Here is a 2,073-nt window from a genome sequence, read left to right as displayed (position 1 = left end):
ACTCCCGGTAACTGAGCGACACCCCACCCGCCACCACAGCCTCGGCATCCGGCACCGCGGCCACCCGCTCCTCGAACAACTCCACCGCCGAACGCCCCGGCACCTCACACACCGTGTCGTTCCAGTCGACGAGGAGAGTGTGCGCCTCGGACCCGTCCAGCAGGTCCGCCTGGTCGACGGGGGCGTCCGGGGCGTCGACCATGGCCTGGAGCAGGCGCAGATAGCGACGGCCGAGGTCCTCGACGGTGGACTGGTCGAAGAGGTCGGTGCTGTATTCGAGGACGCCCTGGAGCCCGGCTGCGGTGGACGCCCCCTCGGCGAACGCGAAGGAGAGGTCGAACTTGCCCACGCCGGTGTCGGCCGTCGCACGCGAGACCTCCAGGCCCGGCGACCGCGTCACGGCGCTGTCGATGCCGGCCGTATCGGTGTTGTTGAAGGCCAGCAGGACCTGGAAGAGGGGGTGCCGGGCGAGCGAGCGCTCCGGGTTGACCGCCTCCACCAGCCGCTCGAACGGCAGGTCCTGGTGGGCGTACGCCGCCAGGTTCTGGGTCCGGACCCGATCGATGAGCGTGCGGGCCGTGGGCCGCCCCGAGGTGTCCGTGCGCAGCACCAAGGTGTTGATGAAGACGCCGATCAGCTCGTTGAGCGTCCCGTCGGTGCGGCCCGCGATCGGTGTGCCGATGGGGATGTCCGTGCCGGCGCCCAACCGCGACAGCAGTGCCGCCAGCGCGGCCTGCAGCACCATGAACGGGCTGGCCTGGGCGTCCCGTGCGAGAGCGGTGACCCGGTCGTAGAGCTCTGCGGGAACCTCGAAGGGGATGCGGTCGCCGCGGTAGGTGGCGACGGAGGGACGCGGCCGGTCGTAGGGCAGCTCCAGTTGGTCGGGCAGACCCGCCAACGTCTCGGTCCAATAGGCGAGTTGGCGGCTGATCTCGCTGTCCGGGTCGTCCTCGGAGCCGAGCACCTCGCGCTGCCACAGGCTGTAGTCGGCGTACTGCACCGGCAACGGAGCCCACTCCGGAGCCGCGCCCCGCACCCGGGCCGCATACGCGGCGGTCAGATCACGCGCCAGCGGTGCCCGCGACCACGCGTCACTCACGATGTGGTGCAGGAGCAACAGCAGGACGTGTTCGTCGGCGCCGACCTCGAACAGCGTGGCCCGCAGCGGGAGTTCGCCCGACTCAGCCGAGAGGTCGAAGCCGCGCCGGGCGGCGTCGCACAGACGCTCCTCGATCTCCCGGGGGCCTGCCTCGACCACGCTCAGGTCCGGCCGGGCCTCGGTCGCGTCCCGGACGACCTGATACGCGCCCTCGCTGTCCTCGGCGAACACGGTCCGCAGGCTCTCGTGCCGCTCCACCAGATCCGCGAGCGCGTCCCGCAGCGCGTCCCGGTCCAACGCACCGGAGAGACGCAAGGCCACGGGGATGTTGTACGTGGGACTGGGTCCCTCGAAACGGTTCAGGAACCACAACCGCTGCTGGGCGTACGACAACGGCACGCGCGCCGGACGCGGGTCCACCGCCGTGACGGTACGGCGGCTCGGCTCGACTCCGTCACCCATGGCAGCAGCGAGGGCCGCGATGGTGGGGGTCTCGAAGAGCTGCCGGATGGGCAGTTCCGCGCCCAGCACGGTGCGGATGCGGCTGACCAGCCTGGTGGCCAGCAGGGAGTGACCGCCCAGCCGGAAGAAGTCGTCATCGATGGTCACGCTCTCGACACCCAGAGCCTCCGCGAAGAGCGTGCACAACACTTCTTCCCGGGGGGTGCGGGGGGCGCGGCCCGCTGCCGTCTCCAACTCGGGGGCGGGCAGGGCACGCCGGTCCAGCTTGCCGTTCGGCGTCAGCGGCAGCGCGTCCAGGACGACGAACGCGGACGGCACCATGTACGCCGGCAGCTGCGCGGCCGCGTGAGCGTGCAGGTCGTGCACGTCCGCAGCGGTGCCGACGACGTACGCGGTCAGACGCCGATCCCCCGGACGGTCCTCCCGCACGATCACCGCCGCCTGCACGACACCCGGATGAGACATCAACACCGCCTGGATCTCACCCAGCTCGATCCGGAAACCCCGCACCT

At 71.1% G+C, this 2,073-nt stretch carries 1 protein-coding gene; it reads right to left on the bottom strand.

The annotated features are described in order from the left end of the window. Nucleotides 1–2,073, bottom strand: a 2,073-nt coding sequence (locus GRC12_RS43910; protein ID WP_439959959.1) for a condensation domain-containing protein, incomplete at both ends; no start/stop codon positions are given.

The sequence above is a fragment of the Streptomyces griseorubiginosus genome (assembly GCF_017614965.1).
Lineage (GTDB): Bacteria > Actinomycetota > Actinomycetes > Streptomycetales > Streptomycetaceae > Streptomyces > Streptomyces griseorubiginosus_B.
This window is presented reverse-complemented; position numbering and strand designations above follow the sequence as displayed.